The following is a 26140-nucleotide window of genomic DNA, read 5'->3' on the forward strand; positions in this document are numbered from 1 at the left end:
GGTCTAAGGTCGAAGAACCTGAGAACGCGAAGCGCATAAGGTCATTGGTATTTCGTGCTTTACAAAGATTTTACATTCCCTTGACACTAAATGGGCCTGATTCAAGTAGGCTTTTATAAGATAGATAGTAATGCGGAGACTTTATTAATGAGATTTCACCTGGCATTTCTAACAGGACTGACAGGCCTAATAGGTTTTTTTGCCTACCTTGTTCTTTCTTTTAGCGAGAACAGCATCTTCTATTTCAATAAAGATAAAAAAGACTTGAGCGAAGTGCTTGCTAACTTTCAAAAAATTAACGAACCAAGTGTGATTGTTAATTTGAGCACCCTCTATGGCAAACGAGGGCAATTGCAAGTCTTGCACCCCATGCTGGACGTAAGGCAGCTTTCCGTCGAGACCGCACGCTTAGTGTGCAATGGAGAGATGAGGCAAGACCTCCCTGTTCTGGGATCTGCGGCTTCTTGTCATAGAACATCTAGTAATGAATCAGAAGACGTATCTGCAAGCAGTCGTCGCAAAACAGAAATTTTGGCTCGTTTTTTAAATGACAATGAAAGTTTGCCAGAAAAATTTTTGGCAAGCTCACCCTTTGTAGATCTTCACGGGAACAGTTACGCCTACCTACTGATGAAGAAGGGGTCCGGACCTTACAATACAAAGACTTGGATAGAACAACATCTATCTTATTTGAAAATGTCTGAGCTCAGAGAGGTTTTAGATACCTATCAAATTGAAAACCCTGTTTACCGGTTTATTGCATCTTTAAGTGATGCAGAAATAGAAATGGCCGTTCGTGGCGAACCGCTAGTGCTGACACCAAGTCATTTGCTTGTTCGAGACCAATCTCGTTACGGATTTTCACCCTTAAGCTATTTAGTTTATGATCTGCGGCTTTTTGAAGAAACGATCAGAACCGGAAATTATGCGATTGGATTTGTTTCTGGAGAATCCTATTGCGTGCAGAGAATGGGAAATGCTTGTTGGACATACAATTCGCGTTATGCATTTTCCTACATTTATCGTTATTCAGTAGCAGTGCTTATTATTTTGGGTGCCGTATTTGCTATCTTTATGGCTTTTTACGTCAGACGCATTTATGAAAAAAACAAAGAGCAACAGAAGCATCGGTTGTCTCTGCAAGTTTTGAGTCACGAGTTCCGCACGCCCGTAAGTTCACTAATTCTGATGATTGATCAAATGAGGAATAGCTCCAACTGGTCTGATGGTGAAAACGACCTTGTCACGCGCATGTCGATGGAGATTTTCCGCTTACAGAGAATCGTGGAAGTTAGCAAAACCTATCTTCAAGCAGAAGGCGGCCGTATTCCGTTTAATGACGTGGATATTCCTTCTATTAATCAGTGGATTTGCGATTTTATTGCGGAAACAAATTTGAATATTCAGTGGAAACCTTTAGAAACGGATCAAGGCATAGTGGCGGATCCATTCTGGCTTAAGTTTATCCTCTCAAGCCTCGTGCAAAATGCGTTTATCCACGGAGCAGAACCAGTAACGATTTGCCTGGAACACAATAAAGGACAAGTTCAAATCAAAGTACAAGACCAAGGGGTCTGTGAATATACCTCGTTGAGTAAAATGACAGAGGCCTTTGTGAAAAGCCGTACGAGCAAGGGTATGGGGCTGGGACTGAATATCGTAAAGTATATTGTTGAAGAGTGGGGCGGGGAAATTCGGTTTTCAAATGCGCCGACATCATTCACTTTGTCTTTTGGAAAAAACAAAATGAGGACGACTTAAGATGGCTAGGCTTTTAATTGTAGAAGATGATAAAAACCTGGGTTTATCTCTTAAAGACCGTCTTGAGTCTGAAGGATACCAAGTAGAGTGGGCAGAAACCTTGCAAGCAGCAGGTAGGCTCGTACAATCCCCACCAGATTTAATTATTTTAGATTGGATGCTGCCTGATGGCCAAGGGCAAGACTTTCTAGTTAATCTGCGAAAGCAGTCCAATAAGGTTCCAGTTATTTTCCTTACGGCCCGAGTGGAGTTGGTCGACAAGATCTTGGGGTTAGAGCTTGGCGCCAATGACTATATGACAAAACCCTTTGAGCCTCGCGAACTGCTAGCACGCGTTCGTGTACAGTTACGAGACCAAGGCGCACATCAGAAGCTTTCTGAATCCAACCTAATTCGGGTTGGGGCTTTATCCATCGATACTATAAAACACAAAGTGGTGCTTGGCGGAGTTGATGTCGATCTTGTGAAAAAAGAATTCGAACTTTTGGTCCTATTGGCAGAAAGCCCAGAGAAAGTTTTTTCCAGAGATGAAATTCTGAATAAGGTCTGGGGATATGATGTCTATCCAACGACTCGTACTGTGGATACTCATATCATGATGCTCAGACAAAAACTGCGCGACGAATTAATCGAAACTGTTCGCTCCGTAGGCTACCGCCTGAAAGTGATCGAATAAACATTTTACATACATTTTGCATCTGAAGAACAAACTTCAAAATTCGCGATGATACCTTCTTTGTATAGCTCAATATTTGAGTTCAAACCCAAAGGAGGATTTATGAAATTCGGTTTTAAAAAGTTCGCTGTTATTTTGAGTGCGTGTGTCTCGATATATGGATTCGCATATGCAGACTCGAAACCAGGCGGCTGTACAATCGCAGGTCCAGAAAACGCTGTGCTAACGATTGAAGAGTATTCAGACTTTGAATGCCCTTATTGCGCAAAAGGTTCTGAAGTAATGAAGCAAGTTTTAAAAGATTATGATGGTAAGGTAAAATTGGTATTTAGAAATTTACCACTTCCCTTTCATAAAAATGCTGAGATAGCAGCAAAGGCGTTTACAGCCGTTTGTTTGCAGAGCCCTTCCCTGGCGCACTCTTTCCAAACGACTCTCTTTGCAAATCAAGATAAAGTAACCAAAGAAGGCGAGACCTATATCTTTAAAGTTGCCAAAAAGCTGGGTGTTGATGTTTCGGTCATGAAGGCGGACATGCAGGGGCCAAAGGTTGCTGAAATTCTTGCCGATGATAAAGCAGCAGCAGATTCGCATAACTTTAAAGGGACGCCAAGTTTTATGATTGGCTCGGAAGCAGTCGTCGGTGCCCGCCCCTATACGGAATTCAAAAGAATTATAGATCGACAGCTGGGACTTTAAGAGCGTTGGGTTCAGATTTTGAATTAGATCTGAACCCTTTTTCTTGCAGAACTTAGCATAATCAGTTGAGATTAATAAAAAGGAGATCTTCATCTATGAAAGCTAAGTTACCAATGATAGCGCGTATTCTTCTTGGTTTTGTCTTTTTTGCTTCCGGTTTAGTGGGTCTACTAAATCTAGTGCCACCTCCTCCGGATTTGCCTCCAGCACTTATGACTTTTAATGCGGGCTTGATGGCATCTATTTACTTCATGCCATTCTTGAAATTGACTGAGACTATTTGCGGTCTTCTTTTGATGAGCGGCTTTTTTGTGCCGTTGGCACTGGTGATCCTTGCTCCGGTTATGCTGAATATCTTTTTGGTGCATGCGTTCTTGGCACCTTCAGGATTGCCGTTGGCGATCATTCTGGGCTTGTTGATGATTTATCTTTCGTTCTTTGCCCAACCATATTCAAGTGTGATCAAGCAACTTTTCCGTCGTAAATAGTTCATTGAGGCCTTTGCGCTTAGACACACTGTCAAAATGCCAAAGGCTTGAATGACAAATTAGACTCGTTCCTCTAGCTTGGGGTTTAAGGAAACGAAAAACCCCAAGGAAACAGGAAATATGAACCAACTGAGTCTACAAAATCCTTTGTTTGCAACTTATGTCATTGCTGCCAGCTTGATGATTCTGAAGGTCGTCGGCATGTCTTGGCTTACAGTCTATCGCATGGTTCGAGAGAATGCTGGATTTCGAGCTCCAGAGGATATTAAGAAAACACCCCTGAACCCAAATCCGAATCCGACGCAGTTACAACCCAACGAACGTGTCGATCGAATTCGTCGTATTCAGCAGAACGATCTCGAGAATATTCCATTCTTTCTAGCGGCGGGATTTTTCTATGTGCTTACTGAGCCCTCTTTGTTAGTGGCAAGAGTTCTTCTTTTTGGATATGTCCTGACTCGGTTTTTACATTTTGCAGCTTACTTAAGTGCTAGAACTCATGATCTAAGAGCGACTCTGTGGACTCCGGGGTCTCTGATTATTATCTATATGGCAGTTCATTCACTATTTGTGGCTTTGGGCTTCTGGACTTAGAATAGTACGCATGAAACAACCTATTACTGGATATCACAAAGATGCGGAAGACCACTGGGTTGCAGAACTAGCTTGCGGGCATGGCCAGCATGTTCGTCACGATCCTCCGTGGATGGAAAGACCTTGGGTAACGACTGAAGAAGGTCGCAACAATCATCTTGGTGTAGAACTGAATTGTGTACGTTGTGATGAAGCTGGATTGAAAGTTGCAACCGCACTTTTAGAAGAATGCCGCAAAACCCTGATTGAAAGTTACGAGAGTGCTGGTATCAGCGGTCTTTGTGATGAGGGGCAATTTGAATCTGCCGTCGGTTCTATTCAGACATTGGATCTTAATAAAATTGTAGCAAAAGCACTTTCGACTACAAAAGGTTAAGGCTCACGACCAATTACGCCGTAGTCTCTATTAGATGGGTTTAGGGGTAAAAAGCCAACGGAGTGATGCTTTTAGGCGTTTGCGTCTTTCATTTAATTCGAATTGGCTCTGCTGGCCTTTTACTCTGTAAAAAGACCTTTGGGTCGGAAAGCATGGATCTAAATTGACAGGTTCTGCCTCCTTTGGTTTTCTGAGGGCACACGACTAAAGGAGTTTTTGTGAAAAATGTTTTAATGGTTTTGACCGCTTTGTTTGTCTCTTCTTCTGCGATGGCTTATGACCAGAAACCAACCGCTGACTACAATTTTCGTTTTAGCCCGATTGGATTGCTAGTTGGATCTATTGGTGTAGATTTGAGTAAAGCGATCACTCCAGAGTGGACTGTCGGTCCAGAGCTTAATTACTGGAAATTTTCTCTATCTTCTACAGACGCTGCCTACACTTCAGACTACGACATCAGTTCTTCAAAAATCGGTGTGCGCGCAAACTGGTACAAAAATGGCGTATACACTGATGGTCTTTACGTGGGCCCTTCCATTTCTTATGCAAGCGCAAAAGTTACTACAACAGACGCTCTTGGCGAAGTCACAGGCGAAGCATCTGGTTTGTTCCTAGGCTGCCTTGTTGGTTACGGCTGGTTCTGGGATAGCTTCAACATGACTCTTGCAGGTGGCGCTCAGACAGGTTTAGGCGACACAAAAGTAAAAGTGACGGATTCATCTGGTGAGACAACAGATGTATCGTCTTTGTCTGCGGGTGTGGCTTTGGAATATAACCTAGGTTGGACTTTCTAATCTAAGTAACTTGCTAAAGTTAGATTGCGTATTTTAAAAAGGCTCTCGCAAGAGGGCCTTTGCTTTTAGTGAGGTTCTGAAATGGATGTCGAGAGAAGTACTTCTATGAGCTTTTTAAAATTCGAAAATATTATTTTCTATATTGTGTCCGGTTTTGCACTTGTACTTACATATGGATTTTTACAAGGACAGCTTTCTTGGTTCTTTAAAAGTGCATGGTTTGTAGGTGTGTTGACTCTTGTGTTGAGACCACTCTATATAAAAAAGTTCCCTTTGGCCGCGGGACTTGTTTTATGGCTATCTGCCTTGACGGTGTCGCTTTGTGTAGTTCTTATTATGACCGTTGCTTCTGTGCTTAGCGAGAACTAGAGATCTCGATAGAATTTGCAATTAGAAGGAGTTCTAGAAATAGAACTCCTTTTCTATTTGGACGGAAGCTCTAGAGAGCTTCGGATGCTTTTAAGAGGTCTTGGCTTGAAATTTCAACTTTGGTGTAAGTCCCTGCGAAGCGAGGCAAAAATGTTCTGACCAGACTTTTTCCCCAGGGATTGATGATCAAGTTTTTTCCCTCTAGAGGAGCAATTCTGTCAAGAGCCTCGCCGCATTTTTTCGGAGTTTGGCCTGCGCACTCCGGGGACTTAAAGATCGAGTAACCCTCACTGAGGTCGTTAAGAGTTTGATTTGGGCGATAGAGTTTTGACATGAACCAACGCACTGTTTTTTTAGCTGCATTTCGGAGCTGATTTTCACCAGACCCATCAATATTCGTCATCTCGAAAAAACCGGCAGCATCCGGAGCCAGGACCACGGAAGAGGCCATTAAGAATTCCATTTTGCCAGCATCTTCCCAAATCTTTTGTGGAGTTTGAGTGAGCTTAAAACTTTCTTTAAGAGTCGCTGGCGCCTTCTTGAGAACGCCTGCTTCTTTCAGTTTCAGAGCGAATTCAGCATTCTGTCTTAAATGTCGGAGCGAAATCATTTTTTGAATATAAACTTGGGGCGTCTGAACAATGCTGGCGAAAAAATGATTCGATTTTTCTAAAAGGTCCATCGCTTCGTTCATTTTTCCTTGCGCAATCTTTTGACTAAGGAAAACTAAGAATAGCTTGTGACTATTAACACTGTAAGTTGCAAAGCCATCAAAAATCGTCGCATCAGGATTAACAGCGACACGACCTATTTGAAATGCGCGTTCGCTTTTCTCGATAAAGTGATAGTAAGTTTTAATAAGTTCATCATACTTTGCAGGGTCTTTGGTGTAGTCGCTGTATTTTTCAAAATCAAGTTGCGGCCTTTTTTCCTCAGGTACAGTTTTAAATTCCAGCATTGAAAAACCTTCTTGTGCTGGGAATTTTTGAAGCATTTGCCGTGTAAGTTCAGTTTGAGGAACATCCGTTGCGTTGATTGCAAAGATGGTAATGACAGACACAAAAACGAAAGTAAATGCACCAATGAATATCTTATTTATAGTTTTCATAAGGGCCTCCAGTGATTGTCAGCTTAGTCTTGGGCCTTAGAGGAGACAATTCGCATTTACTTATTTTGTAGATAACACTGGCTTATAGAAATGGTTCCAGCTTGGAACTAGAAGAAGGTGTTCCAGAGCAGAACACCTTCCTTACTCATTGAAATGACTAGTTGATATTACTTAAGAAGCCATCTTCTTTGTCGCTGCCATAAGAGCGAATAGAATTTACTGTATCTGAACGTTTCTTTAAATCGAGAATTCCATAGACCTTTGCAGCAACTCCACGAGGAACGAATGGCTCAGCGCTTTCGATGTAAAGTTTTACGCCGCTATCTTCAATTTTAATGCGGCCTTTTTCTGCGATGCCAATCTCTTTGGCCCCTTTGAAAGGAACATAGCTAATATAGAACGTGCCCTTGTGAGTAGTAGCACCAAAATACACATTGCTTCCATCAGAGTTGTCGATACGAGAAGCCCACAAATTGCCCTTGTTGTCATACACCGTCATGCGATTGCTATTGATAGGAAGTGGACCGATCTTAGCAGGGTCATTCTCTGTGAAGAGAGTTGGTTCAAATTTCGCAACGACTCTATGAGAGTTGTCCTGAGAGACGACCCAAGAGACAGAATTGAAATTCTCGACCTTGATTTCTTGCTCTTTAGTGACTTTGCCGTACTTAGGATCTTTGCCTGGAATTCTTTCCATGGAGTCATACTGTTTGATTTTGACAGTCAATTGGCCGTCTTTATCAAGGTCCCATTCGTGGCGAAGGGCCACCTGCGCGAAACCTTTTTCTTGGTAAGACCAATTGCTAACAACAGGCTTGTTGTCTCCGAACTTCCAAGAACGTCCCTCATCACCTTTGTAAAGAAGACGGCGTCCTGATTTGTCGAAAACAAGAATTTCCCCTTTGATCTCGAGTTGATATCTTAATTTGTCTACTGGGAGGGGTTTTTTATCAGAGTCTGAACTCGCAAAATTGTTGTCCATAGCATAAGCGACCTGAGACACAAACATAGCGGCTAAAATAAGTTTTTTCATACGTGGCTCCTAAATATAAGTTTTGATTTTTTCTAAGTGCACTCAGTTACTCTTGCTGAAAACGTACTCAATAGTTGCATCATCATTGTTTTTTTGTGCGATTTTTTCGAAGGAGTGCTGTAGTTGTTCTGTTCTGAAAAGCAGAGCTCCCATAACGAAACCAACAAGACATGCTGCCGCCAACTGGACCCAAACTGTTTTAGGCGGAGCAATTCGTGTTTTGAGTTCAGCGCGTACGGCTCTTTTCCATTTTTGTACTTGAAGATCAGTTGCTGATTTATTGCGATATTCGGCTAGTAGAATATCTAAGTCATTGTCTTTCATAGGACAGTCTCCTTCTGAATGAGCGCTACGATTTTTTTCTTCGCTCTAAAGATATGGCTCTTCACGGTGCCTTCTGGAACCTGAAGAATCATTGAAATTTCATGAAGATGAAGATCTTCATCGACCGATAACGAAAGAATCTGCTGCTCAATCGCAGAGAGGTTTTTGAAATGCTCTCTAACTTTAAAGGCGGCATCCTTTTCGATGGTCATTTGTTCTAGGTTAGTGTCGATCTCGAGGGTTTCTTCCCAGTCCTCGATGGATTCATGGGAAGAGGGCTTAGTTTCCAGAGCCACATAGTGAGCAATGCCAAACCCTAGCATTTTCAGAGTCCCTTTGTCGGGATCGAATTTGCCGTCTTCCACCTTGCGAACCAGGCGGATCAGAGTTTCTTGAGTCAAATCATCAGCTTGCTCGCTGCTAAATCGAACACAGAAGTATTTAAAAAGGCGAGGGCCTAGGTCTTCGACGACTTCGTCCCAGTCTATATTCTTTGCCATAACCCTTCTTGGCGAGATCGAGCTAAAAGGTTGCAAGAAAAATGCGTGGATCTCAAGAAATATGTAAAGCTTCAAAATTACGTCATTTATTGGGCATTTAGGCCAAGTCAAGACAGCTCTTGCAAAACATTACACCTTATGGTGTAATGTTTGTATGGATCAATTATCAGACGTGTTAACAGCAATATCCCACCCAACCAGACGGGCGATCATAGATCAGCTCTCGAGTGGACCTGCGCGCTTTCTAGATATTGCAGAGCCTCATGATACAGCGCTAAATGCTGTGACCAAACATTTGAAGCTGCTTGAGCGAGCGGGTCTTATCGAGCGTGAGAAGCAAGGGCGCGAAGTCTTTATTTCTCTGCGTGCGGAACCACTGAAGCAGGTGGCAGGGTGGGTGCACGAGTACGAGCGGTTCTGGAATAGTAAACTCGATCAATTTGAACAACATTTTAAGAATAAGAAAAAGACGAAGGAGAAAAAGAGATGAAAAAGGCAAAGACGATGGAATTAAAGTTCGAACGTACAATCGCGGCGTCTCCGAAAGAAGTTTACGACGGATGGCTTAATCCCAAAACTCCAGGTACTCCTTGGAGTGAACATGATGATTTAATTCTAAACGCCAAAAAGGGCGGCCTTTTCTACTGGCTTACCAATAATACTGCTCATTACGGACGTTTCACAGAACTGAAAAAGGGAAATCGCATCCAATTGACGTGGATGTCACGCTATACACTTGGCGAAGAGTCCTTGGTGACAGTAAGCTTTAAAAAGCAAGGCGACGGCACATTGATGACTCTTGTGCACTCGGATCTTCCGATGGAAGAAAAAGCCAGAGCGCATGAAGGCGGCTGGAATTACTTTATGGATAAGCTTGTGGATACTTACGCAAAGAAATCACGAAAGAAGAAATAAGTGCTCAAGATTCTTCCCTACGACAAAAATCATATTGATAAATCTTATGGTTTTTTAATGGATAGTTTTCAAATCAGCTGGGGCCCAGATAAAGCCAAATGGCCAAACGGTCTTGGAAGCTATCCGCTTGAACAATATCGCACAGACATCGAAAAACTTCTAACATATAATTCTGTCGCCATATTTAGTGTCTTTCATGGCGATCAAACGGTAGGGCAGATCGAGCTTAGGAAGCTAAAAGATGGTAGTGGATTTGTTTCCTTTTATTATCTAGTTCCTGAGTTCAGAAACAAAGGCCTCGGTAAACAGCTTGATGATTTTGCGATCAATGAGCTTAAAAGACGAGGCTGCACAAGAGTTCGCCTGACAGTAGGCGAACTCAATAAAGCGGCTCAGAGATTCTATGAGAAGAGCGGGTGGAAATTACTGGGTGCCGATCCGACTCGGCCTCAAGGTCTTACGATGGAAAAGGAAATTTGATAATTTTGCGGAGAGGCCGAGAATAGGGCGGGAGAATCCCGCCTAAAGTTAATAGTGCCCAGGGAAAGTTGTGCTCACTCCATACATATCAGGATCACAGATAATTGCACGTTTTAACTTAGCTCCCATATTTCCATTTTTAATCATTAAGTAGTTTCGTCCGCCACCATTCCATTTAAAATAGTCTTTAATAATTTGCATAGCGAACGCGGTTTTGCATAAGTTTTCTTCAAACGCTATTTCTGCAGCCGGAGGGGAAGTCATCAATTTCAGTGAAAGATTAAAATCTACCCATCTAAACTGGCCATCAGCAAGACAGTATTTCTGACCTGGTAGAGCCCGCATTGAAATGAAACTGTAGTCAGAACCATCTATCCGATCTCCATATCGTAAAGCCTCTTCAGTAATACTGACACAGGGACTTACTGGTGGTGGAGGTGGAGCCCCATCATCACCCTTGTCTCCTTTTTCGCCTTTCAAATTCAATGGCACCCAGACGTTGTTGTCGCAAGTATAGAAAGAATCACTGCTTCGTACAAAAACAATGGAGCCCTCTTTCTCAGAGGTGCAGGAATCCAAGTTTTTTTGAACTGTGACTTCTTGGGAAGATGACATTGAAGGCGAGGATTGGTTATCTGATTTGGTGGCATCAGGGCAAGCCGTGAGGGCCATCATGCAAAACATTGCTAAGCAAAAGCGAATACATAAGTTCATGTTCGAACCTCCGATAAACGTACCTTGTTTATATATTAATACTGCTTGGAATGCGGGCCAAACTATTCTCAGTTTTAGGCATGAAACGCCTCAAGATGAGACTTCAGGCAAATTGAAGAGTCTACAAGTACCATTGATAAGTGATCGAAGGACCAACCATTTGGTCAAGCGCAATTCTACTTGTAGTGGGTCGAATTTACTTTCGATCTAAGTCGAGTATTATCCAAGCCCCAAAGGCGGAAAGATTGTATGGACACCTTGTTGCTATAGTAGGATCATTTTAGAAAACAAATCGGGAAAATTTTTGAATATTTCGTCGAGATCTCAAAAATATTACGCTCTGCTGTTAGCCTTTATTGCGGGTTTTCTTTCGCTTTCAATCGAAGTTTTAGGAACCCAAATCGCTTTTTCTTTTTATGCCAGTTCTTCAGAAGCTTTGGCGGTAAGTCTGTGTGCTTTTCTTACTGGCCTTGCGACTGCAAGTTGGCTTTCACACCGCTACAACGAGATATTTCTTAGATCCTTCGAAAAACTGATGGTGTGGATTCTATTTACACTTTCCATTTTGATCGGGGTCGTCCTTGCACACTTTGATAGCCTACAGCTGAATTTAATCCGCTTTAGTTCGAGCATTAGTGGATCCCATAACTTATTCAATGTTGGTTTTGGCGTTCTGTGCTTCCTCTATCTCTTTATTCCTGCTGTTCTTATTGGAATTCTGTTCCCTTTAGCGAATGACAGATTGTCCAAAGTCGGAATTTCGACAGGCAAAGTGAATCTCATAGATTTAATTGGTGCCGTTGCTGGGACATTACTCACTGGTTTTGTTTTTATTCCGTATTTAGGTGTCAGTCGGTCTTTTGCTCTCATCAGCTTTGTCAGTCTTGCTGCTGGCTTTTTGATTTCAATACAGATCAGTCGCAAGTACCAACTTGGCAGCCTTTTTATATTTTTAGTTTTAGCGCCATTTGCCAAAACCGTCTACGAAACTAAATACGTTACTGTCACTAACCCGACGGCTGAGATTCTTTATCAAGAGGATTCAAAGTTCGGCAAAGTGACAATCATAAAAAATCAGGTCGGCATGACCGAAAATAAAGAGCTCTTCATTAACTATCGAATCATGTGTCGCACAAGCGTGCGTCTTGCAGAAGATAGTTTGGCTTCCTTGTCTTTTCTTAAAGTTGAACAGCCCCATTTGAATGTTTTAAATGTGGGGTTGGGCTGTGGCTTCACAGCCTCGACGGTATTAAAAAGCCATCAAGACCTGCAGTTAGATATTGCCGAAATCAACGAAAAGGTTGCCAAAGGAGCAGCTACTTATTTCCGCAAAGAAAACAATGCTGTCTTGGAAGATCCACGCGTTCGGTTAATTATTGAAGATGGTTATAACGTACTAAAAACCAGCTCAAAAACCTACAATCGCATATTCATTGATATTGAAGAGCCCACTATCATTCAAAGCAGTGCTCTTTTTACCGAAGACGGGATGAAGCTAGCAAAGCAGCGGCTGGCAAAAGACGGAGTTTTCGGCCTATGGTCTTTCGATCAAAAAGAAACTGCAAAAATTATTTTGAATACTATGCGCAGACAATGGAAATACGCAGCCGTCTATCCGATCGCAGAATCCTTAGTTTATTTTGCCTCTGATCACGAATTGCCCGAGGCCACTGAAATTACGGATGTGAATAGAAGAAAAGAAATCGAAGACGTTCCTTTGGATCTGGTCGCAACAGTTACCGACAATCCTTACCCACGCTACTTTGATGTGAACAAAGTGATGCACATCCCACCTGAAAATCAAGAACCTAATGAAATGAAGCCCGCTCAATAGCTGAAATATGCCGAATCAATTTAGTGACCTAATAGAAGTTTTCTTACTGAGTGATTTGTCGGGCAGTGAGTTTCGATTTCCTTGTAAAACTCAGTCATATTTCCAATATACAACGGCACCCACCATGTTTTCATAAAAAATGGCAAGCGACGTTTTTTTAGGGAAATGAGCATATAGGGGAGGCCAAAAAAAGATGTCTTCTTTGCAGACGACATATCTTCCCAGGCCGCGAAGTTCGATCCATTAACTCTAATTCCAAGAGCAGAGGCCTGAGGCCGAAATGTCGGGAAATTATTTTTTGGTACGAGCATAGAGGCCCTTCTTCAATTTGAAAAAATACTGTACATTTCAAACCGTCATTTGCCACGGAATTTCTGCCTGGCCTTCGGCATCACTTTGAAAATACGAATAGACGAAATTTTGACAGGGCAGGCAGAGAGATTCGCAAGATCCCACTAGCTTTGGAAAACACAGAAATCCGAACGGATCTATATCTATTGGTTATGAATAGGTAACTTTAATGAACTTATTTTCAATTATGTTCTGGCATAGATTGCCCCTATGGAAACGACGAAATGCCCAATCACAAGATTATTAAGAATGAACCCGATAGGAAAGCTCATGGCCTTCCAGCAGGATCCCTACGGTTTTTTCGATGAATACAAACCGAAAGATACGAGTCAACCGGTCCAATTAAATTTAGGATTCCGTCGCTTCTTCTTTTGTTATGACCCTCAACACGCCCAGCATATCCTTCAAGAGCAAAAGCACAAATACGACAAAAGTTCTTTGGTATTGAAGAAGATTAAACCCCTTTCTGGACCGCAAGGCCTTATTCAGCTCACAGGAGACGACGCACAAAGGGTTCGCCAGACAAGCACTAAACTTACAAATAATGCCGGTATGGATCGTCTTGTTCAGAAAGTAGAGGGGTTTGTTCAAGAACTCTTCCCGCTCATCGATAGATCCATCGAGAAAAATGAGGCCGTGGATCTGGTTCCGCATCTAACACGAATTGTACTAAGGACAGCCGGAGTATTCGTGCTGAATCACGACCTTATTTCTGAGTCAGACAAGCTCAATGCTGCTTTCGTGGATTTAAATCGGAAGGCCGGAGAAAGTCTGCGAAGCATCGCCGAGTGCCCCTTCTCCCCAGCAAAAAAACGATCACTGAATACAATTCACGCAGAATTGGACCAAATTGCAGAAGAAGCTCTGAAAGACGACGAGCCTTCTCTCTTAAAGGCTCTGACGAACAGAGGTGAAGACAAATCGTTTGTTCGTGATCAATTAAAAGCATTTATGTTCGCGGGTTACGATACCACCGCATCTTCACTAATCTTTGCGACGTATCTCGTCGCCGCAAATCAGGCAGTTCAGAGTCGAATTGCTTCAGAAGCCGTTCGCATACCTGAAATGAATTATGAGGGGCTTAAAAGTTCTGTCTTCGTACAGTCTACTTATAAAGAAGCATTGAGACTTTATCCATCAGCTTATTTTTTACCTCGAGAAACCAACCAGGACGATGTTGTGGGAGGAGTCAAAATTCCCAAAGGCTCTCAAGTATTTTTAAGTGTTCGCCACATTCAGCGACACCCGGAATACTTTGAGCGCCCAGATGAATTTGTCGCAGATCGATTTATAAACGGTCTTAAGCATCCATTCTCATTTCTTCCATTCGGGGGCGGCCCGAGGATCTGTATTGGCATGGCCCTCGCCAAGCTTGAAGCTACATTAGTCCTTCAGAAACTCTGTGAACGTTACGAGATGCAGGCGGCGAACCCTGAGCCTCCAGAAATTGAAGCTCTTATAACTGCTCATACTAAATCACCACTTCCGGTATTTTTTAAGAGACGCTATTCATGAGCGCACTTAAGACTCAAAACACTTTGAATGAAATTGAACGCAATATGACGGAATTAGCTCCTTACCGTCCGCCTGAGTTGTTTAAAGAGTTTTTGGTCCAAGGATACACCGCGATCACACTGAGTTCAGTTTCTTCAGATGACTTTCAGGATCTGCTACGGGCGAAGCTTTGTATGGGAACACTCATCACTTTGTATGATGACTATGCCGATCGACCTTCTCAGTACGACCCCGAACTTTTAGAGGACCTATATCAGTTAAATTTTGGAAGATACGACACAGTTAGGTGTATGAATCTGACAAACCGGCACGTTTTGAGTTTCTCTAGTTCCCTATTTAAAGAAATGAATAGCGTTTTACAGGGGCTACCTCACTACAAACACTTAATTGAAATCATCAGTTTTGACCTTATGCAGTTCTACTCTGCAAATCGATATAGCTCCCTTGTGACCGCGAACCCACATCTTGGGAACCAACTAGAAAATCGTTCTTACGCGCATCACAATATGGGAATGGTCATCGTCTCTATGATGGATTTGATGGCGAGTAAGAGCTTGAAAGTTTCTGAACTGGGAGCGATTCGCGAAGTTCTTTTGATGGGTCAAAGGATGGGGCGAATTTTTAACGTCCTAGCTACCAGCAAACGGGAAGCGATCGACGGTGATGTGACCGGAGAGCTCGCGACTTGTAGGACAGAATATGAAATAGAAAATGGGGAGAGAAGTTTGAGACAAGAAATTTTAGATCTCCAAAATCGAATTGCATCTTATGACGATCGAATCACAACTTTTTCAGTTGAAGCTTATCTAGATGGATTAGCGAAAGTTCAGCGGTTGCACAAGAAAATGGAAGGCACGATATGACACATAAATCTGGACGATGCTTGTGTGGAAAGGTTCAGTATAAAATTTCTGGTCCGCCGATTTCTCAAGGCGTTTGCTATTGTCTTCAATGTCAAAGGTCGGGTGGAACATTCGGTAGCCCACTCATGGTTCTACATCATGGTGCTTTTGATTGCTCTTCAGAAGCACTGTCATCGTGTAAAACAACGTCAGATCGTGGATCGATAGTAACCCGAAATTTTTGTAGAGAGTGTGGGAGCCACATCTTCTCTCAGATATCTGACGTTCCTGAGATCATTACTGTGAAGGCTGCTACTCTTGATGATGTCTCTGACTTTGTTCCTCAGTACCTGGTTTGGGTGCGCAGTGCACCTCCGTCATGTGCTTTTCCGCAGGGGGTGCCGTCGTTTCCGGAAAGCGCGCCGTTGGAGATGGTGCTAGCCCTCAGGTAGGTGGCGGCGCAGAATAGGTGAGTTTCGAACTGAGAAGAAGCAACTCGCCACGTAATCAAATTAAATTGTACCTCGTTTGAAGGTGAAAGTGAAGCTATCGAAACGGAGGACAATTTTCTAAAGGCGAGTGGAGCTCATTTGAGCTGCTAACTCTAAAGCTCGTGGATCTTGTACGGAAATCAGTCCATTCAGAATTTGTTGGAAATTAGCGAGGGCATTTTTATCATTTCGCAATTCATCTTGGTTCTCGCGCCACAAAATCGCCAAGAAATATGAATACATTGAAATGTAGCGTTCTTGGCGGTAGTCAGAGTAATTTACATCTTTAAGTTCAGAAGCCACTATAGAGAGCCCTTTTATGCGGATACTCATTGCTGCTTCTTTACACAAAAGAGAGATAAATCGGCTGAGACATTTATCTGAACCAGTTCTGGCCTTCATCAAGCGCTCGTATAGCGGAAAGAGATCCGTTACTAGCGTCTTTACTTCAGCTGGCAAGATTTGAATGGTAATGTCATCAAGGCCCACCAATGAGCACCAAATTTCGTCGGCATCCCAAGAGCGCCTACTTGGTTTCAGCTGTTCAATGGAAAGAGCTAGCTCAAATATTTTATTAAGTTTAGTTTTGAAACCTTCCCAACTATTCGAATGTTTGAGACCCATCCTAAAAAAGTCTCTTCCGAAATTATCCAACCAGTAATGTCCGTCGGTGCCAACTTCTAAAAATGTTTTCAATGACCTATCAAGTCGCACGTCGTCTCGCAAAAAGTACGTTACAGCGAAGGCGTTAATCATCCAGTTGTCCTGTTTGTATGGCGTACCTTTGGCATCTCCATGTTCTTCTATTGCTTTAGTCAAACGCTTTGAAATTTGATCTAGGCCAGAAGAACAAAACTCGATCCAGCCATTTCTTAGATTTTCATCCCATTCTTGCATCGGTGGAAGTCCAGAGGCAGCCTGCGTGAAATTCTCCAGACTGATTAGATTTCTCTCTGCACTTGGAAGATCCAAATCTTTTGCGAACTCAAAAATGTGGGGATCAAAATCCCAAGACGGCCATGCCGGTGGTACAGAGGCAGTGATAAATCTGTCCATTAAGGACGATACTTCTATTTCAAAGAATCGTCTTCGATCTTCTAAAGTGTAATCACGAAAAATCTTAATCCTGAAGAAGTCATGTTTTGATAAGAACGCTTTAATTTTAGACTGCTTATTCTCATGTCTGGCATATCTAAAGGTTCGATCTGCATCTTGCCAAGCCGTTCGTATCTTCGAGTAGTTGAATACAAGTGCCAGGATTTCTAAAATAAAGGAGTGGCTGGCTTTGGCGGATGCAATACTAGAAATTAAAGTAGACACTGAAACTGATCTTGGGCCGCAAATCAAACGGGCGACCTGCGTTCTGACCCAAACATCGCTCTCAGCGCCTACTGTTAGTTGGCCGATTACTTTAGCCAGAATGGCATCGTATTTTTGTCCTGAGCGATCATACGGATAACCGGCTACACCTGGATCAGTCCATAGCTCTTCGAGTGCATTGGTGATATTTTCCTTTGCAACGTTCAGCGAGGACTCATCAAAAGAAATAATCTTTCTTTTTGCGGCAACCAGCTTCAGTCCGTCGATCGCAAGTTGGCAATCTTTGGGCGCAGTTAGAATCGGGTCTTCCAGTTCGCCGGTCACAATCTTAGCGATGTATTCAGCTGTTTTTGCCAATTGAGAAAATTCAGCTTCCGAAAATGAAGGAGCATCAAGAACCTTATTAACATTCATAGGAAATACAAGGAGACTCATTTGAGCATCATTCTTTTCAAAGCGTTCTTTGTGTTTCTCAAGAAATTCAGCTGGAGCTGAATAGTTCCATACTTGAGTACCATCCGCGAGCTGCCCGACATGATAGTTTGCAGGATTGAACTTACAAACTAGAGCTTCAAGTTGAGGATCTGATTGCACTTTAACTTCTCGCTCCCATCCAGATCTGGCTGTACTAAACAACTCGCTCATTTCAGAGACATTTAGAAGAAAGTGAATCGCCCATTGCTCCATGGAAGTCTTACGGTGATCCATTCCAAACCATTTAAGAGCAAGGTTAGCCATGTAACGGTCCTGCCCAGACCAAGAAATCATGGAGACCATGCTAGTGCGATTCTGTAGCAAGAATTGCTGATCCCACCAAATTATGTAAGGCAGGGTCAAAAGATTGCGTAGCTTATCTGACAACAACTTCGGGCTATACTTTGCGACCGAGACCAACACACCTATGAAAGCTAGTGAGTCAATTTTCTGAACAATCTGGTCAATCCAAGGATCGACATTCTCTTTGGCGTCAATCTTTTCATACAGCCACTTTTCTAGGGCCATTAAAAAGGCCACTACTACATCTGGGCAATTTGCCAAATCCATCACCCAAAGAAATACCTGAGGATCGCCTCGCCAGAATTTCTTGTTACCGTTTATTTCGATATCAAATCCGAATACTTCTTGCTGCCTTTTCTTTTCTCTCTCTGCCCATCGGTCCGTTACTAGCGATACAAGCGAGATTAAAGCATCTAATGCTTCCTGAGGTGCTGCCCTAAAGAAATTCAGAAATGGACCACTTGAATAAAGAGGCGGATAAAACTGCTGAGTATAAGAGGTGCCTAAGCGCTCATCCATCCGCCAGCCGTCATCATGGATATCCTCGTATTCTTGAGGCTCCTCAATGATAGCGGCAAGAAGAAGTTTAGCTGCGAAAGATGGATTGTACTTTACGATGTATAAGAAATTTTGAGAAGCCAAGCAGACTTCTTGAAATTCTCGATCTCTCTCGAACTCGGGACCGTTAGGTAGAACTTTTCTTTCTATTCTTCTGCGAGTTACGATAGGCATGATCGGAGGCGGTGCTTTTGATTTTGACTGAACAACCGGCATCTCAGGACGTTCGATACCATCTTCTCGTAGCCCAATGAGTTTCAGACATAGATCCTCAACCTCGTTTGGAAGATCAGGATAGGCAGCCAAAAGTGCCTGATAACATTTCTTATCAACCTCGTCCCGTACGTAGTTTTGTCTAGAACCTCTCTTGAACTCGAAAATCCATTTCGCGGAAGCGAATATAATTTTAGCAGCGTCTTCACGAAACGGGAAATCGTTTGGAGTGAAAGTTAGCCACTTCTCAGCAACCTGAGCCATTTGAACTCTACCGCCGCTAGCGTCTTCAATATTCTTGGCAAGAAAATTTAAGAGACTTGGCCAGTAGGCATATAGAGGTACTCTGTTGATTTGAGCCGCCGCCAGCTCGTCCAATTCAAGCTCAGCCCGCATACTCATTACTTGAGGATTTGGAGCCGTAGCATAGGCCAAAAACCTTTCTAAAAATCTATGTAGCACTTTCAAATTGTCAGAGAAAAGCAATTCTTTGATGGTTACGAGAATTGAACCTTGATTTAAAGAAGTGATTGCAATGTCGAGAAATAGATCGACCAGAACATCATCTCCACTCTCTTTTAGCGACGTAACATCCTTTTTCCAGCTATCGAACCCATCTGTTTCCAAGATTTCAAGTGATGCAAGTCTAATAGCTTGGTGCCAGTAAATGTTGTTTTTGCGCTGGACAATCTCTTGAATAGTCTTTTGCCGTTGAGAAAGCAGAAAACGCTGGCGAATCCAATCGCCGTACAGATCATGTGAGAACCTTATCCAACCATCTTGAGCTTTGAGAACTCCATCTCTAACGAGAGAATCAATCAGCTGCGCTTCTGAAGCTGATAAGTCCTTAATTGGTGAGAGAAAGTTATTTGTATCTGCCTGCTCAACTGCCAATCGAGTGAGTAAAACCTGTTTTTGATTTGCCCCTCCATCACTGTGCATGCCCCAAAAACCTCTAATCAAGACAGGTTCGCTAATTACTCTGTTTGTGTCGAGAGAAGACCTTTCCGCCATTTGAAGGGCGAGATCAAGATACTTTGGGTTCTTCAGAATCTCACGCGTTGGGCCGTTTTTCAAAATGCCGGTTAGGCCTGGTTTTTCTTTTGAAACTAAATCAAGCTCTGCCTTTTCAAAATAGGTTGCAGAAATGACATTAAATACTACGTTCTGACTTGATAGCATCCCAACTAAAGTTTTCCAAATTTGATCTTGTGAGCTAATAACGCAGAGATGGCGATTGCCAGAGTCCCTTTGAAACTTTACTAAAAATGATTTCAGCAATTCGCGTTCTTCGGATCCAGTAAGGCGGTCTACGGCATCAACAATGACAATTTGTTCACTTGGGCCATATTTCAGAATATCGAACAGATCGTTTTGCAAACCTAGTAGTGTATTAAGTTCAGTGAGAGTTCTCGCTTTAAAAAGTGAAGCGGTTAGCCAAATAGTTTGCTTTCCAGATTCCTTAGTCCATTGTTTTAATAGAACAGATTTTCCGACGCCGGATTCTCCAATTAATGCATTGATCTGACCTTTCTTGAGCTGACCTACGAAGTTGGTCGTTCTCTCAATAGAAAGGTCGCTGCCTATTGTAGACTTGATTTTCTCTATTTCAGTTTCGTAGTTATCCTTAATCTTCTTTATGTCTGATTCTAAGTGACGATGACCTTTGATTTCAAAGGAGCTTAGTTCAGATATCAAATGCTGAAAGTTAATCTCACCAGAAACCGAGCGAGACGTTTTTGTCATGTGTTGGAGTTTGATCCAAAGTTCATTTGAGTCGCCCTTGACCAAAGCAGCAGTTAAATTGCTGAGCGCTTGGGTGAGTAGGGCTGAAGTTGGATTATCAAGATTAACATCGAAGTGTATAAGTCGATCAATGATTTCGGCGCGTTGAGCTGTGCAGTTCTGAGAAGAAGGCTTGGTGAAGCTATCATACAAATCACGAACGCTTTGGTTCGTAAACTCTGGCTTCTTGATCTGAATGTCTAAATCCGGCCCTTTGTGTTTCGAGGCAAAATTACGAAGTTTGCCGTATGCTTCCGTTGCCGCGGTAGATGCGCCTGAAGTTACCAAACCCAAAAAATCGTGTTTGGATCTATATGGATTGTCGGTCGATTTGCAAAACTGCTTCCATGCGAGCTCCACAAGATCCGCCGGAAATTTATTCGCCGTGATGTGAGGATTGCTTTTGACCGAGAAGGCAAGATGTTTTGAAATGTTGTCAGATTCAAATACAAGAATGATGTCATCAAATTCCCAGCCATCTACCTTGCGCTGAAATTTGAGAGCCTTAAGTTGACCCAATCGCAGTGCAGGGAATGGATTCTCGCCTACCAGAAGGAAAGACAAAAAGTATGCGCCGACTTTGTCTTCAAAGTCGAAACCCTCTCCTCCTGTAGACTTTGGATCAAGTTTACCCATCGGTACCTACGCAAAACGCCACTTTTATGTTCACTTTCATCGCAGGATCTCCGTCAATGTAGCGGGGATCACCATATTGGAATTCTTGTCTCGAACGATCTTGGGAGATCGAGCATGACTCATGTATATCGTGCACATTCCTATCTGAGTTTCTTCGCCTTCAACAATTTCAGGGATCGTTCGTTTAACACCAAACAAGTAAAAACCATGAGCCTCTAGCCCTTGGATCTCTTGAGAAAGTTGAAACTCAATTTTCATTTTTTTAACTAGATCAGCGTCATGCCATCTAACGATATCTGCTTTTATGTGAACGACAATATCTGTCATCGCGTTTACAGCTCGAATATCGTCAGCTTCGTCATGCTCGACCTGAAATCGGTGAGCACCTTCAAAAATGTTGGTTAAATCTCTGCCCGTTGTGAGTCGAGGTAATAAGTATACCTTTTTTTGCGAAGCGGTTTTCTCTTGAGACTTGGACGTTGGGTTCAGTTGCTTGACCTCCATTCCAAAGGCCTGAGCAACTCCCATCAGAGTTTCAAACGATGCAGTGCCATCCTTTTCTAGGCGTTGTATAGTACGAAGGTTCACGCCTGCAACATCTGCAAGTTGTCGTTGCGGCCATGCTCGTTCCTCACGTTCTCTTTTTACAATCTTTGCTCTGTTCAAATTTGTTGCCATGATCTCTTTCATAACGGTCCTTTCATTTTTTACAAAAGTAACCGTTTCGCCCAAAATGTGTTACGACACCAATATGACATCGATATGACAGTTGTACGACACCAGTCAATAGGTGCGAAATTGACAGGGCCAGTCAGATAGCCGACCAATCTATTTATAAGCTAGGGCATGGCTCAATTGCCTAGAGCAGTCGTGTGCATCACAAATCCAGACTTTCTCTATCATTCAAAAAGCATCATGTGACGTCCCCGAATTCGGTGAGGGTAACCGTATGATTTTCTTTGTGTTGAGATGCTGGGTACCTCGCTGAATAGAGAAAAAAGCGAATGCGATAAATGGTGGCGCGAGGGTGAGATTGGCTTCGGCCATCCTGGCCTCGGTCGCTTCGCGACTGGTTGGCTTTGCCAACCACCGAAAAAGCGGCTGTCGCCGTCGCGCTGATAGCGCGATCGCATCGTGCGACTTTTTCCGAACTCTTTCGTTCGAATCTCGCAGACATCCGTTGCTTCGCTCGGAGGGTTTTTACTGGCTTCGTTTTGTTTGGATTATTTGGCGGACAGGGTGAGATTCGAACTCACGGTGGCGGTTAGACCACACACGCGTTCCAGGCGTGCGCCTTAAACCACTCGGCCACCTGTCCACTCTTGGAACGATTTTGAGCCGCTATAATTAGCACGAGGTCTAGGCCGGGTAAAGTTCAGAATGCTGTATATTTGCAGGAAAATGAGGCTCAATCGCATTTTAAGGCCTAACCAGGCCCAAGTCCGTGGACTAATCTCCGGAAAAAAACGCGACAGATGATAGCTTCGGCTCCCTTTCGCTATACTGAGAGTGGAGGCTTCATGCGGGTTTTTGCACAAATTCTCACCTACGTTATTACATGCTTTGTGCTTGGTTGTGTTTCTAGTTCCGTCCGCGTTCCTGCCTCTTTTAAACCCAAATATAATTCTAAAATCGTGAACTCACTGACGACTGCCGCAATCAACGGTGTGCTTTTTCAAATCAATGATTCTGTTTTTAGAGATGTGCCTGGAAAAACTGTCGATCGCTGCAAAAAAAATGAAGCCCCAACATGGTCGCAAAACTTTATGGGACTTCTCGAAGTCTTGGATAAGAATCCTCAATACTACAACAAATTCCATATCGTTGATTTTAAACGCGGTGATCACGCCGCTGCTGAAATCAGCAAAGACATCGATGGTCTTAGTTACTTAAACATCACTTACGCTAAACGTGAAACTCGCGAAAAGCTAAACTCGGCATTAGGCTTTCCTTGTGCAGACGGTGTTAACGACGCTATCGGTAAGGACTTGGTAACGACTTATATTGATTGGCCAAATACAGAGGCAATCTCTGGGGTTCTAAAACAAGCTCCTGATAGAGCTAAAATTGAACGCTTTCAGTTTAACACCGAGTTCTTGATCTTCTTAGCAGAGCGCCAAGCTATTTTGAAAATCAATCCTGAGGTAGCGTTTGAGCGAACTTTCCAAGGTGAATACTTTTTAGGATCTTGGTTAGAGAAAATGGCTAAAGAGACCCAAGCCAAAGATGGCTCTTATGATTTTGTGAACTATTGGCTAAAAGAAATCTCTAGCCGCAGTAAGCAGGCAAGCCCCATTCAGTTCTTCGGCCTTCACTCAGAAAGTGCGTTAAGCTATGGCGTGCAAGTAGACACCGTCGGAAAGTTTGCACGCAAACTAAATGGTTTCCAAGAACCTACGTACCTATTCATGTCTTACCGCCAAAAAGGTGGTGAGTATGTCTATGGCAGCTTGAAAGACTTGAACAATTGCCTGAAAGAACTTACGGGCATGTATCGTAGCACTCTCACCATGAGCTCTTCGCTCGACATTGACGAGAATAGTTTTTTAGCTCCGGGCTATTCTTGCAAGATCGAAACTGCTGACGAATAACAACTCATTTTGACGCAAACTCGACAAGACGATAAGCGCTTTGCAGTCTTATCCTTCTTGTTATGAAAACACTTACATATATTTTAAGCGTATTGATCGCACTGCCTGCTTATCCTTGCACACGCGTGCTTTGGGAGGCGCCCAACCAAGACGTCATCGTCGGCCGCAATATGGATTGGGTTGAAGACATGGGCACAAACATGTGGCTGCTTCCTCGCGGTATCGCACGAGATGGTTTGGTGGGACTGAACTCACTAAAGTGGACCTCGAAGTATGGCAGCGTAGTTCTGACTGCTTATGATGTCGGTTCTGCCGAAGGGCTCAACGAGAAAGGTTTGACTGCGAATCTTCTGTATCTGACCGAATCTAACTTTGGTGCACGTGATGAGAAAATTCCGGGACTTGCGGTAAGCCTTTGGCCTCAATACTTCTTAGATAATTTCCAAAGTGTGGCAGAAGCGGTAGCTCATATCGAAAAAAATCCAATGCAAATCGTTGCAGCCAGCGTGCAAACTTCACAAGGAACTAAAGAGGGCACGGTGCATTTGTCCCTGTCCGACAAAAATGGCGACAACGCTGTGATCGAATATATCAATGGCCAAGCCCAGATCTATCACGGCAAAGAATACAAGGTGATGACGAACTCTCCACCTTACGATCAGCAACTAAAAATTATGAAAACTTACAAAGGTTTTGGCGGAGACAAACCTCTTCCCGGCACGACCGACGCCGCGGATCGTTTCGTAAGGGCAGCCTATTATTCGCAGTACTTGCCGAAGCCAGCAGATTATCGTGAAGCTGTGGCCGGAGTGCTGAGTGTTCTGCGTAATGTGTCGCAACCTTTTGGCTCGCCAGACCCAGCACGCCCTTATATTTCAACCACGCGCTGGAGAACCGTCGCCGATTTAACCCGTGGTATATATTTTTATGAACACACCATGAGCCCCAACATTGTATGGGTGCAATTGCCGAACCTAGATTTTAGAAAGGGCGTCAGTGTAAAGAAGATCACCTTAGTGAAGAACTATGATCTGATCGGGGATATCACGACAAAATTTAAACCCGCCAAGCCCTTCCAATTTTTAAGATCAGAGGTTCCGACGGGTTTAAAAGCAAAACTATAGTTACTTAGTTGCTGGCTGCTGGTACTTGCGCATCAGAACCAGCATTAACAAACCTGGAATCGCGATGGTCATGCACGTGTAATAGAAATTGGCCCAGCCAAGATTCTTCACCATTTCACCTGTGAATCCCGAGAAGAAGTTTCTTCCCAGAGTCGCAATACTTGAAAGAATCGCATACTGAGTCGCCGTGTAGCGCTTATTGGTAATTGCAGAAATGTAAGCAATAAACGCCGCACTTCCCATCCCGGCAGTAATGTCTTCAAAGCAAACTGTAACTCCCAAAGCCCAGTTCTCGGGGCCAGTGTACGTGAGAAGCGCAAAGGCCCCTGTTGAGAGTGCCTGCAAAATACCAAAGACCCACAGCGAGCGATAAATGCCGATGTAGTACATCAACGTACTTCCAAGGAACAAACCAAAGAGTGACGAAATCAAACCAAAGGTTTTTGCAATGAGGGCAATATCAGCATTGCTATAGCCGATTTGTACGTAATATGGATTGAGCATTGCGCCTGACAAAGCATCGCCAAGCTTGAATAGAAAAACAAATAGCAACATTACATAAGCGCCGTCGCGCTTTAAGAATTCGCGGAAAGGATCTACCACCGCCGACATCAATGTTTTCGGCGGGGCCTCTTTCACTTTCGGCTCTGGTGCCCATAAAGTGGCAAAGATACCAATACCCATGAGGGCCGCCATCGAGAAGTACAGCTCATTCCAAGTAAAATTCCAGCCAGGCGCTCCGACAAAGCCCATACCCACAGCTCCGGAAATCAACATGGCGATACGATAACCGTACATATTCATCGAAGATCCAAAACCAAGCTCTTCGTCTTTGAGAAGTTCGCGGCGATAGGCATCGATAACGATATCCTGAGTCGCGCTAAAGAATGCAGTCAGAACCGCAAGGGCTGCCATATTCATCAAAGATACTTTTGGATCAAACATCCCGATGCCGGCGATAGAACCTACAAGTAAAAGCTGACTTGTTAACATCCAGCTGCGACGACGTCCTAGGCTGAACAAAGTAAAACGGTCAATCAGTGGAGCCCAGATGAACTTCAAAGAGTAGGCAAGTCCCACCCAACTCATGTATCCAATGGTGGTGATATCAACTTGCTCACGAGCAAGCCAGGTCTTCAGCGTACCTCCAGTAAGAAATAATGGAAGTCCACTCGAGAATCCTAGCAAAAAGACGATCAACATTTTTTTGCTAAAGATTTCCTTCAAAAGCGGGGTTTTTTTCTCGGCCATGAGAATCCCTTCTGTGATGTT

The 26140-nt window shown here is 43.3% G+C and carries 25 protein-coding genes and 1 tRNA gene; 17 read left to right on the plus strand and 9 right to left on the minus strand.

Annotated features, from left to right (window positions below):
* Positions 1 to 147: 147 nt before the first annotated feature.
* From ACLWBB_RS01435 to ACLWBB_RS01470, 8 genes are all read left to right on the plus strand, one after another.
* Positions 148 to 1761: a sensor histidine kinase gene (locus ACLWBB_RS01435; protein ID WP_413289760.1), complete on the plus strand. Its 1614-nt coding sequence runs from the start codon at positions 148 to 150 to the stop codon at positions 1759 to 1761.
* Between the two features lies 1 nt (position 1762).
* On the plus strand, positions 1763 to 2437 hold the full coding sequence (locus ACLWBB_RS01440) for a response regulator transcription factor (protein ID WP_413289761.1): 675 nt from the start codon (positions 1763 to 1765) through the stop codon (positions 2435 to 2437).
* Positions 2438 to 2539: 102 nt separating this feature from the next.
* The gene (locus ACLWBB_RS01445) at positions 2540 to 3136 is read left to right on the plus strand and encodes a DsbA family protein (protein WP_413289762.1); all 597 of its coding nucleotides are present in this window, start codon (positions 2540 to 2542) and stop codon (positions 3134 to 3136) included.
* Between the two features lie 95 nt (positions 3137 to 3231).
* Positions 3232 to 3624 (plus strand): DoxX family membrane protein, encoded by a 393-nt coding sequence (locus ACLWBB_RS01450; protein ID WP_413289763.1) that lies wholly within the window; start codon positions 3232 to 3234, stop codon positions 3622 to 3624.
* Positions 3625 to 3744: 120 nt separating this feature from the next.
* The gene (locus ACLWBB_RS01455) at positions 3745 to 4218 is read left to right on the plus strand and encodes an MAPEG family protein (protein ID WP_413289764.1); all 474 of its coding nucleotides are present in this window, start codon (positions 3745 to 3747) and stop codon (positions 4216 to 4218) included.
* A 10-nt stretch (positions 4219 to 4228) separates the two neighbouring features.
* Positions 4229 to 4594: a DUF3565 domain-containing protein gene (locus ACLWBB_RS01460; protein ID WP_413289765.1), complete on the plus strand. Its 366-nt coding sequence runs from the start codon at positions 4229 to 4231 to the stop codon at positions 4592 to 4594.
* A 218-nt stretch (positions 4595 to 4812) separates the two neighbouring features.
* The gene (locus ACLWBB_RS01465) at positions 4813 to 5388 is read left to right on the plus strand and encodes a hypothetical protein (RefSeq protein WP_413289766.1); all 576 of its coding nucleotides are present in this window, start codon (positions 4813 to 4815) and stop codon (positions 5386 to 5388) included.
* A gap of 105 nt (positions 5389 to 5493) precedes the next feature.
* The gene (locus tag ACLWBB_RS01470; protein ID WP_413289767.1) at positions 5494 to 5757 is read left to right on the plus strand and encodes a hypothetical protein; all 264 of its coding nucleotides are present in this window, start codon (positions 5494 to 5496) and stop codon (positions 5755 to 5757) included.
* Between the two features lie 70 nt (positions 5758 to 5827).
* Here the strand turns inward: ACLWBB_RS01470 and ACLWBB_RS01475 are convergent, their stop codons facing one another.
* The 4 genes from ACLWBB_RS01475 to ACLWBB_RS01490 form a co-directional block, all read right to left on the minus strand.
* Positions 5828 to 6865: a hypothetical protein gene (locus ACLWBB_RS01475; RefSeq protein ID WP_413289768.1), complete on the minus strand. Its 1038-nt coding sequence runs from the start codon at positions 6863 to 6865 to the stop codon at positions 5828 to 5830.
* Positions 6866 to 7022: 157 nt separating this feature from the next.
* On the minus strand, positions 7023 to 7898 hold the full coding sequence (locus tag ACLWBB_RS01480; protein WP_413289769.1) for a hypothetical protein: 876 nt from the start codon (positions 7896 to 7898) through the stop codon (positions 7023 to 7025).
* A gap of 42 nt (positions 7899 to 7940) precedes the next feature.
* Complete coding sequence (locus ACLWBB_RS01485; protein ID WP_413289770.1) at positions 7941 to 8222, minus strand: hypothetical protein; 282 nt, start codon at positions 8220 to 8222, stop codon at positions 7941 to 7943.
* Positions 8219 to 8722 carry an RNA polymerase sigma factor gene (locus ACLWBB_RS01490; protein WP_413289771.1) on the minus strand — a complete coding sequence of 168 codons (504 nt, stop codon included), beginning with the start codon at positions 8720 to 8722 and terminating at the stop codon, positions 8219 to 8221. The genes ACLWBB_RS01485 and ACLWBB_RS01490 overlap by 4 nt, the downstream gene beginning before the upstream one ends.
* Positions 8723 to 8876: 154 nt before the next feature.
* On the opposite strand from ACLWBB_RS01490, the gene ACLWBB_RS01495 reads away from it, so the two are divergent.
* From ACLWBB_RS01495 to ACLWBB_RS01505, 3 genes are read left to right on the plus strand one after another with little or no spacing between them, the layout of a single operon-like run.
* Positions 8877 to 9212: an ArsR/SmtB family transcription factor gene (locus ACLWBB_RS01495; RefSeq protein ID WP_413289772.1), complete on the plus strand. Its 336-nt coding sequence runs from the start codon at positions 8877 to 8879 to the stop codon at positions 9210 to 9212.
* A complete protein-coding gene (locus ACLWBB_RS01500; protein WP_413289773.1) occupies positions 9209 to 9637 on the plus strand; it encodes an SRPBCC family protein in 429 nt (142 codons plus the stop codon). Before ACLWBB_RS01495 ends, ACLWBB_RS01500 begins: the two co-directional genes overlap by 4 nt.
* Positions 9638 to 10117 carry a GNAT family N-acetyltransferase gene (locus ACLWBB_RS01505; RefSeq protein WP_413289774.1) on the plus strand — a complete coding sequence of 160 codons (480 nt, stop codon included), beginning with the start codon at positions 9638 to 9640 and terminating at the stop codon, positions 10115 to 10117. It abuts the gene before it with no gap.
* Between the two features lie 48 nt (positions 10118 to 10165).
* Here ACLWBB_RS01505 and ACLWBB_RS01510 read toward each other — a convergent pair whose 3' ends face one another.
* Positions 10166 to 10831 (minus strand): hypothetical protein, encoded by a 666-nt coding sequence (locus ACLWBB_RS01510; protein WP_413289775.1) that lies wholly within the window; start codon positions 10829 to 10831, stop codon positions 10166 to 10168.
* 304 nt (positions 10832 to 11135) lie between these two features.
* On the opposite strand from ACLWBB_RS01510, the gene ACLWBB_RS01515 reads away from it, so the two are divergent.
* The 4 genes from ACLWBB_RS01515 to ACLWBB_RS01530 all read left to right on the plus strand — a co-directional run bounded on the left by ACLWBB_RS01515 (position 11136) and on the right by ACLWBB_RS01530 (position 15825).
* Complete coding sequence (locus ACLWBB_RS01515; RefSeq protein ID WP_413289776.1) at positions 11136 to 12665, plus strand: spermidine synthase; 1530 nt, start codon at positions 11136 to 11138, stop codon at positions 12663 to 12665.
* Positions 12666 to 13286: 621 nt separating this feature from the next.
* Positions 13287 to 14531 (plus strand): cytochrome P450, encoded by a 1245-nt coding sequence (locus ACLWBB_RS01520; protein WP_413289777.1) that lies wholly within the window; start codon positions 13287 to 13289, stop codon positions 14529 to 14531.
* Positions 14528 to 15394 carry a hypothetical protein gene (locus ACLWBB_RS01525; protein WP_413289778.1) on the plus strand — a complete coding sequence of 289 codons (867 nt, stop codon included), beginning with the start codon at positions 14528 to 14530 and terminating at the stop codon, positions 15392 to 15394. The genes ACLWBB_RS01520 and ACLWBB_RS01525 overlap by 4 nt, the downstream gene beginning before the upstream one ends.
* A 125-nt stretch (positions 15395 to 15519) precedes the next feature.
* The gene (locus ACLWBB_RS01530) at positions 15520 to 15825 is read left to right on the plus strand and encodes a GFA family protein (RefSeq protein WP_413291576.1); all 306 of its coding nucleotides are present in this window, start codon (positions 15520 to 15522) and stop codon (positions 15823 to 15825) included.
* Positions 15826 to 15942: 117 nt separating this feature from the next.
* Here the strand turns inward: ACLWBB_RS01530 and ACLWBB_RS01535 are convergent, their stop codons facing one another.
* The 3 genes from ACLWBB_RS01535 to ACLWBB_RS01545 all read right to left on the minus strand — a co-directional run bounded on the left by ACLWBB_RS01535 (position 15943) and on the right by ACLWBB_RS01545 (position 22471).
* On the minus strand, positions 15943 to 21153 hold the full coding sequence (locus tag ACLWBB_RS01535) for a hypothetical protein (RefSeq protein ID WP_413289779.1): 5211 nt from the start codon (positions 21151 to 21153) through the stop codon (positions 15943 to 15945).
* A gap of 36 nt (positions 21154 to 21189) precedes the next feature.
* On the minus strand, positions 21190 to 21843 hold the full coding sequence (locus ACLWBB_RS01540) for a helix-turn-helix domain-containing protein (RefSeq protein ID WP_413289781.1): 654 nt from the start codon (positions 21841 to 21843) through the stop codon (positions 21190 to 21192).
* Between the two features lie 538 nt (positions 21844 to 22381).
* A tRNA-Ser gene (locus ACLWBB_RS01545) sits at positions 22382 to 22471 on the minus strand.
* 202 nt (positions 22472 to 22673) lie between these two features.
* Between ACLWBB_RS01545 and ACLWBB_RS01550 the strand changes: the two genes are divergently transcribed.
* Together ACLWBB_RS01550 and ACLWBB_RS01555 are read left to right on the plus strand one after the other, a co-directional pair.
* On the plus strand, positions 22674 to 23744 hold the full coding sequence (locus ACLWBB_RS01550) for a hypothetical protein (protein WP_413289782.1): 1071 nt from the start codon (positions 22674 to 22676) through the stop codon (positions 23742 to 23744).
* A gap of 62 nt (positions 23745 to 23806) precedes the next feature.
* The gene (locus tag ACLWBB_RS01555; protein ID WP_413289783.1) at positions 23807 to 24868 is read left to right on the plus strand and encodes a linear amide C-N hydrolase; all 1062 of its coding nucleotides are present in this window, start codon (positions 23807 to 23809) and stop codon (positions 24866 to 24868) included.
* On the opposite strand, the gene ACLWBB_RS01560 is transcribed toward ACLWBB_RS01555, so the two are convergent.
* The gene (locus tag ACLWBB_RS01560) at positions 24869 to 26119 is read right to left on the minus strand and encodes an AmpG family muropeptide MFS transporter (RefSeq protein WP_413289784.1); all 1251 of its coding nucleotides are present in this window, start codon (positions 26117 to 26119) and stop codon (positions 24869 to 24871) included. It lies immediately after the preceding gene.
* Between the last annotated feature and the right edge of the window lie 21 nt (positions 26120 to 26140).

Origin of the sequence: Bdellovibrio sp. HCB337, assembly GCF_047302465.1 — a bacterium.
Classification (GTDB): domain Bacteria; phylum Bdellovibrionota; class Bdellovibrionia; order Bdellovibrionales; family Bdellovibrionaceae; genus JACMRP01.